We start from the raw sequence: 6,571 nt of genomic DNA, 5'->3' as shown, positions 1-6,571 counted from the left end.
CCCGCTTCGTGACGAAACACACTGATGTGCTCCGTGGTGGTTCCAGTCGATACATTCGGATTAAAGGGAAAGGCATCCTGCCGCCTGCGCAGGCCGGTCACATCATCAGTCAGCATCAGCCGCTGCCCCCCTTCCGGGGAGACGTCGTCAAAGAAGAAAATGCCTTCTTCGGCCCACAGTCTGGATAAAAAAGCGAAGTCACTTTCACCATACTGGGCGCAGAACTCGCGGGCCGGATGGGATTCATAAAACACCGACGTCCAGTTGGTGACGCCGTTTTCTGCCAGCAACGTGGCGGTGATGGTCTGAATATCCTGCTGCTGGAAGATGCGGAAGTTCTGGCGCAGACCGCAGCGCCACAGGGGAGGATGAATGCGCAGGGAGTACTGCATCTGCCAGCCGTTGTGCTCGCTCATGCCGAAGGTGGCAATAATGCCGCTGACATGGCGCAGGACTTTCTGCCCCTGCCAGAGCGTCAGGGTGACGTTTTTCTCCAGCAACGGGTCAGCCGTCTGGCGGAAAGACTTACTGGCGACGTCAGCATCGAGGACAAATGCAGCGGAGTTATGCTGCAGCAGGCGAAAGCTCACCACCGCAAAAGTGTCCGGCTCCATCCCTTCCACCTCCAGTGTGAAACGCAGTCCTTTTAATGACACAGCGCTCTCCCTGATGTAGAGAAAACGGATCCATGAAACGCATCAGATGCCATCATGTTATTCCTTTAATTTAGATGGAGTTATTAGCCTGAATGTATGATTCAATTTCACACATAATTCAAACAAATATAATAAAATCAATATGATAATTAAAAAGAAAGGTAGGCTTAATCAGAGGATTGATCAGTGAGCGAGGTCACATTCGGAGATGTTAGGAAATGAACCCGCAGGAGGTTACGGGCATTTGTGGTATTGCAGGATAGGGGGAAAGGATCCCCCATTCACACACAGTGAGGCTTAGGGCAACTCCACGCGCTTTAACGTCTGATAGCCACTCCACACCCGCGTCAATGTTGTCATCCAGCACAATGCTCCAAACACCCACGCAAACCAAACGAACCACTGCGGGAACAGGCAACTCAGCACAAACAACGCGATAGTTTCCGTGCCTTCCGTCAAGCCGCCGAGGTAATAAAACGATTTGTGCGCATAGCCGGGGTTATCAAGTTGATGCTTTTGCGCCACCGCAGCAAAGGCCAGGAAACTGCTGCCGGTGCCAATAAATGCGAACAGTAGCCAACCACCCGCCAGCGCATTTTGTGCAGGGTCGGCAAGAATAAAACCAAACGGCACCAGCGCGTAAAACAGAAAATCCAGCGCAATATCCAGAAACCCGCCCGCATCGGTCAGGCCGCGTCGTCGCGCCAGCGCACCGTCTAAACCATCAAACAAGCGGTTGAGCACAATCGCCACCAGTGCTGCGCTATACCACTGCAATGCCAGAAACGGTAATGCCAGCACGCCGATAGCAAAACCAAACAGCGTCAGCCCGTCTGGCGTGATAGTCGGTTTATCCAGGGTTTGCGCCACACGCTCAAGCAACGGTTTAACACGGGGATGAAGGTAACTATCAAACATGTGGCGGCTTCTCAGTCGGGGTGACGCATAACCCTTGCGCCGGAATATCCAGTGCAGCATTAAAGCGGGCTGACAGGTTTTGAAACGCAACTAGTGCTGTTAATTCAGTGATAGCTTTGTCATCGAAATGGACTTTCAATTCACCTTTCAACGCATCACTGATATTCGGCGGAGTGGCTGTCATCGCATCTGCGTAGGCCAGTGCTGCCTGTTCTTTGGCAGTGAATAGCGTTTCTTCATGCCAGTTGGCGACCGCCAGCACTTTGTCCATCGAACCGCTGCGTTCAGCCAGTCGCAGGCTATTGGCATCAATACAGAATTCGCAGCAGCATTGTTGGGAAACGCGCGTCATCACCAGCGAACGGACGATGGGATCGATGCCGGAACGCCGTCTTTCAAGGAACCCGACAAACAGTGCCACCAGCCAGAATAAATACGGGAAACGTCCCCACCAGCGTGTGGGGTTCAGCACCGAGCCGAAATGTTTTTTTTGCATGGCAACAATGGGCCGTAAACTGGCGGGCAGCGCATCAAGTGGCGGTACCCATGGGGATCTGTTTTTATTCATCATTCGGGAAGAGCTTCAGATAATCTTTGGTGGCGCGTATTATGCCACGCCCATAGATAAAGAACGGACCGGTATCATGAAAACCATTGATGTTGTTGCGGCAATCATCGAGCAGGACGGTAAAATTTTGCTCGCACGTCGCCCGGAAAGTGGCGACCAAGCCGGTTTATGGGAATTTCCTGGCGGCAAGGTGGATGCCAATGAATCACAACCGGCGGCGCTTGCGCGGGAACTGGAAGAAGAGTTGGCGATTAAAGCGGTGGTGGGCGATTACGTTGCCAGCCACCAGCGAGAAGTGTCCGGGCGAATCATTCATCTTCATGCGTGGCATGTAAGCGAATTCAGCGGTGAATTGACCGCGCTTTGCCACAGTGAACTGGTCTGGTGTTTACCTGCCGAGGCGTTTGATTACCCGCTTGCCCCGGCAGATATCCCATTACTTAAAGCGTTTATGGCCTTACGCGATGCCAGACTAAAGGATTCGTGCTAAGCGTTTTTTCATCACGCTGGCATTGCAGTAAAACGCCGCCCTCGGCTTTTACCACCGCCCCTTCAGAATAATTTTGATCCTGGTAGATGCAGCACTGGCTGCACGGTGCTGCTCGTTGGCCCTGAGTACTGAAGACTTCCGGAGGTACCGAGATATCTACCTGTGGATCAAGACGCTGCGCCATCCCCGGCAGGCTTATCATCAGCAGCACGGCGGCGGCGAGCAGGCTTTTTAGTCGCATCATCACTTCCCTCTTTTTTCGCCCATTGTTTACGCGTTTTTTTCTGCTCGTCAGGGGCTTTAACCCCTTTAAAAGCATGATGCACTGGTTTGGTTCGCGCCTGATGAATCAGGTCATATAGCGTTTGCACCAGCGGCTGCATGAAGTCCTGGTAACGACACTGTTTTTCACTAATTTGTGTCAGCGTCGATTCCCACTGCGCCGTCATATCTGGCCGTGCCGCCAGTTCAGGGAGCGAGTGAATCAAGGCCCGTCCGGCATCCGAAGAGTGGATATAACGCCCTTTCTTCACCAGGAAGGTGCGTTTAAACAGCAATTCGATAATCCCCGCACGGGTCGCTTCAGTGCCTAGTCCGTCCGTCGCGCGCAGGATCTTTTTAAGATCTTTATCCTGCACAAAACGAGCAATCCCGGTCATCGCTGAGAGCAACGTCGCATCCGTGAAATGGCGCGGCGGTTGAGTCTGGCGTTCTATCACTTCGCCTTTTTCACACAGCAATTCATCGCCTTTAGCGACCACTGGCAACGGCGTACCGTCGTTCTCTTCATCGCGCTCTTTACCACCCAGCAACGTGCGCCAGCCAGCTTCCGCCAGGAAACGCGCTTTGGCGTTAAACTTGCCGCCAGCAATATCGAGATCGATAGTGCATTTGCGGAACACCGCATCGGCACAGAACTGCATTAAGTATTGTCGGGCGATCAGGTTGTAAACTTTAGCTTCATTTTCAGAAAGCGAAATTTTGGAGCTGCGCGCAGTGGGAATGATTGCGTGGTGCGCGTCGACTTTTTTGTCGTCCCAGCAGCGGTTGCGCAAATCCGTATTTAACGCCGGTTGTGGCAGCAAATCGGGCTGATGAATGCTTATCGCATTCAGTACCGCATGGCGGCCAGCAAAATGCTCTTCCGGTAAGTAACGGCAATCCGAACGCGGATAAGTGATAAGTTTGTGCGTTTCGTAGAGTTTCTGGCAGATATCCAGCACGTTCTGCGCACTGACACCAAACCGTTTGGCCGCCTCAATTTGCAAGGTCGAGAGCGAAAACGGTAACGGGGCGACTTCTGATTCCCGTTTATCATTATACGCCGTGACGATGGCTGGCTGTCCGCCGATGCGGTTGACCACATGATCTGCCAGCGGGCGATGCAGCAAGCGCCCTTCTTCATCCTGATAGGGTTCACAAGACTCGCTCGGCTGCCATGTTGCGACAAAACGTTCATCGGCTGGCGTGACGATGTGCGCTTTCACTTCAAAGAAGTCTTTGGCGACGAAATTCTCGATTTCTTCATCACGACGCACCACTAAACCCAGTACTGGGGTTTGTACACGCCCGACCGAAAGCACCCCTTGATAACCCGCGTTACGCCCAAGAATGGTGTAGGCGCGGGTCATATTGATGCCGTAAAGCCAGTCAGCTCGTGCTCGCGCCAGTGCTGAAACACACAGCGGGATGAACTCGCTATTGGAACGCAGGCGAGTAATTGCACGTTCAACTGCCTGCGGGTTAAGGTCGTTAATCAGGCAGCGCTGTACTTGCTGGCGCTTTTCCGGCGCCAGTTGCAAGTAGTCGAGAACCTCATCCACCAGCAGTTGCCCTTCGCGATCCGGGTCACCTGCGTGAACCACTTCGTCGGCTTGCACCAACAGTTTTTTGATAGCGTTGAGCTGTTTGGTGACCGATGGGCGCGGCTGCAATTGCCATTTTTCCGGCACAATCGGCAAGTCAGCCAGATTCCAGCGTGCGTAACGCCCGTCGTAAGCATCCGGCTGAGCCTGTTCCAACAAGTGACCGATGCACCAGGTCACGACTTGCCCATTACCACACTCAATGAAGCCATCACCCCGACGATGAGGTTTAGGCAGCACGTCAGCAATAGCGCGAGCGAGGCTGGGTTTTTCGGCAATAAACAGACGCATCCGACTAGCGAATCTCAATCATCGGGCGGCCGCCACGAGCGGTTTTTAGCTCGCCAATGGCAGTCAGCGTGATGCCATTTTTTTCAGCAACTGCCGCCACCGCAGCTTCAGCATCCGCCTCAACAGCCAGCAACAAGCCACCGGAAGTTTGCGGGTCACAAAGCAAATCACGCTGCGCTTCGCTCATTTCACCCATTAAGTAGCCATAGCTGGCGAAGTTACGCGAGGTGCCACCGGGTACGCAGCCCTGGGCGATATAGGCTTCAACGTCTGGCAATTTAGGGACTTTATCGAACCAGATTTCGGCCTGGACACCCGCACCACGGCACATTTCGCTCAGGTGGCCCAGCAGGCCAAAACCCGTGACGTCAGTCATCGCCGTGACGCCTTCGATATCAGCAAACTCAGCGCCAGGTTTGTTGAGCTGGCACATGATTTCTGCCGCGAGGCCGTAATGTTCTGGTTTGAGCAGCGATTTTTTCTCAGCGGTAGTCAACACGCCGATGCCGAGTGGCTTGGTGAGGAAGAGTTTGCAACCTGGTGTCGCGGAGCTGTTTTTCTTCACACGATCGGTTGGCACAATGCCGGTGACGGCAAGGCCAAAGATAGGTTCTGGCGCGTCGATTGAGTGGCCGCCCGCCAGAGAAATCCCGGCTTGCTGGCAAACAAAACGCCCGCCTTCAATCACTTTACGGGCGATTTCAGGAGCCAGGGTGTTGATCGGCCAGCCCAGAATAGCGATAGCCATAATCGGTTTGCCGCCCATCGCGTAGATGTCGCTAATAGCGTTAGTGGCGGCAATGCGCCCAAAGTCAAAAGGATCGTCGACGATCGGCATAAAGAAGTCGGTGGTGCTGATGACACAAGTGCCGTTGCCGAGATCGTAAACCGCCGCGTCATCACTGGTTTCGTTTCCAACCAGCAAGTTTGGGTCGACAAATTTGCTCTGCTCAGATTGCAGAATAGTTTGCAGGACTTTCGGGGAAATTTTGCAGCCGCAACCAGCTCCGTGGCTGTACTGCGTCAAACGAACGGTTTGCTCACTCATAGACTACTCCTGTCATTGGCAATCGCTCTATGGTAGCGCTCAATTCAACGAGTAGTAAGACCGCATGTCTGAATTGCCCCATTCCTGGTCACAATCCAGACAGGTTTTGATTGTTTGCTTAGAATTTGCGCACAAACGGAGTGATGTCTGGCACGCTGACCGTAGTAGAGGCTTTGAGTTGCGGGGTACCCAAATACAAGAAACCGACCACTTCATCTTGCTCACGGCAATGAAGTGCTTCACGAACCGCTTCGCTTTCAGTCCAGATACCGGTGCGCCAGATGCCGTTGTAGCCCTGAGCGACTGCTGCCATCTGCATTGCCATCACCGCGCAACCCGCAGAAACCACTTGCTCCCAGACCGGGACTTTATGGTTGTCATCACAATATGCCACCACAGCGATAATCATCGGTGCGCGGAATGGTGCGGTACGTGCCTTTTCAATGCCCTTCTCGTCAAGCTCTTCAGCAATAGCGGCTTGTTCCAGCACGTGGCTGAAGCGGTCGCGGCCTTCGCCTTCAATCACAATGAAGCGCCACGGCTGCAAGGTTCCGTGGTCAGGCGCGCGCATACCGGCACGAATAATGTTTTCCAGAATTTCGCCCGCAGGAGCGGGTTCCACCAGGCGCGAAGCACTGCGACGGTGAAGAAGTAGTTCAAGTGCATCCATTTGATAACTCCTGTCATGATTTTAATCAGCGAAACTAACACGACTGTAGATTTTGTTACAGCACA

General features: G+C 53.4%; 8 protein-coding genes. 1 reads left to right on the top strand and 7 read right to left on the bottom strand.

All coding sequences use genetic code 11. The features are described 5' to 3' along the window. From MES37_RS14115 to MES37_RS14105, 3 genes are all read right to left on the bottom strand, one after another. Nucleotides 1-656: contractile injection system protein, VgrG/Pvc8 family (locus tag MES37_RS14115; RefSeq protein WP_337927079.1), on the bottom strand; the 656-nt coding region annotated here is incomplete at its 3' end. Between the two features lie 297 nt (nucleotides 657-953). Continuing rightward, complete coding sequence (locus MES37_RS14110; RefSeq protein WP_064547623.1) at nucleotides 954-1,574, bottom strand: CDP-alcohol phosphatidyltransferase family protein; 621 nt, start codon at nucleotides 1,572-1,574, stop codon at nucleotides 954-956. Continuing rightward, entirely contained in the window at nucleotides 1,567-2,142 is a 576-nt protein-coding gene (locus MES37_RS14105; protein WP_237931795.1) for a carboxymuconolactone decarboxylase family protein, read from the bottom strand. The genes MES37_RS14110 and MES37_RS14105 overlap by 8 nt, the downstream gene beginning before the upstream one ends. Before the next feature lie 76 nt (nucleotides 2,143-2,218). On the opposite strand from MES37_RS14105, the gene MES37_RS14100 reads away from it, so the two are divergent. Further along, complete coding sequence (locus tag MES37_RS14100; RefSeq protein WP_064547628.1) at nucleotides 2,219-2,632, top strand: pyrimidine (deoxy)nucleoside triphosphate diphosphatase; 414 nt, start codon at nucleotides 2,219-2,221, stop codon at nucleotides 2,630-2,632. Here the strand turns inward: MES37_RS14100 and MES37_RS14095 are convergent. The 4 genes from MES37_RS14095 to MES37_RS14080 form a co-directional block, all read right to left on the bottom strand. After that, the gene (locus tag MES37_RS14095; RefSeq protein WP_074388582.1) at nucleotides 2,592-2,873 is read right to left on the bottom strand and encodes a DUF1496 domain-containing protein; all 282 of its coding nucleotides are present in this window, start codon (nucleotides 2,871-2,873) and stop codon (nucleotides 2,592-2,594) included. The two genes, MES37_RS14100 and MES37_RS14095, sit on opposite strands and share 41 nt — an antisense overlap. Next, a complete protein-coding gene (locus MES37_RS14090; protein ID WP_232886930.1) occupies nucleotides 2,800-4,788 on the bottom strand; it encodes a DNA topoisomerase III in 1,989 nt (662 codons plus the stop codon). Before MES37_RS14090 ends, MES37_RS14095 begins: the two co-directional genes overlap by 74 nt. A 4-nt stretch (nucleotides 4,789-4,792) precedes the next feature. Continuing rightward, on the bottom strand, nucleotides 4,793-5,836 hold the full coding sequence (selD, locus tag MES37_RS14085; RefSeq protein WP_064547632.1) for a selenide, water dikinase SelD: 1,044 nt from the start codon (nucleotides 5,834-5,836) through the stop codon (nucleotides 4,793-4,795). Between the two features lie 118 nt (nucleotides 5,837-5,954). After that, the gene (locus tag MES37_RS14080) at nucleotides 5,955-6,506 is read right to left on the bottom strand and encodes an NAD(P)H nitroreductase (RefSeq protein ID WP_121815424.1); all 552 of its coding nucleotides are present in this window, start codon (nucleotides 6,504-6,506) and stop codon (nucleotides 5,955-5,957) included. Between the last annotated feature and the right edge of the window lie 65 nt (nucleotides 6,507-6,571).

Origin of the sequence: Buttiauxella sp. S19-1 (assembly GCF_022134725.1) — a bacterium.
In the GTDB taxonomy this organism is placed as follows: Bacteria; Pseudomonadota; Gammaproteobacteria; order Enterobacterales; family Enterobacteriaceae; genus Buttiauxella; species Buttiauxella ferragutiae.
The sequence above is the reverse complement of the archived record's forward strand: the minus strand, read 5'-3'. Positions and strand labels throughout refer to the sequence as shown.

Coding starts and splice junctions, on each gene's coding strand:
- MES37_RS14110 (WP_064547623.1), bottom strand. CDS start 1,574: ATGTTTGATAGTTACCTTCATCCCCGTGTTAAACCGTTGCTTGAGCGT.
- MES37_RS14105 (WP_237931795.1), bottom strand. CDS start 2,142: ATGAATAAAAACAGATCCCCATGGGTACCGCCACTTGATGCGCTGCCC.
- MES37_RS14100 (WP_064547628.1), top strand. CDS start 2,219: ATGAAAACCATTGATGTTGTTGCGGCAATCATCGAGCAGGACGGTAAA.
- MES37_RS14095 (WP_074388582.1), bottom strand. CDS start 2,873: ATGCGACTAAAAAGCCTGCTCGCCGCCGCCGTGCTGCTGATGATAAGC.
- MES37_RS14090 (WP_232886930.1), bottom strand. CDS start 4,788: ATGCGTCTGTTTATTGCCGAAAAACCCAGCCTCGCTCGCGCTATTGCT.
- selD (WP_064547632.1), bottom strand. CDS start 5,836: ATGAGTGAGCAAACCGTTCGTTTGACGCAGTACAGCCACGGAGCTGGT.
- MES37_RS14080 (WP_121815424.1), bottom strand. CDS start 6,506: ATGGATGCACTTGAACTACTTCTTCACCGTCGCAGTGCTTCGCGCCTG.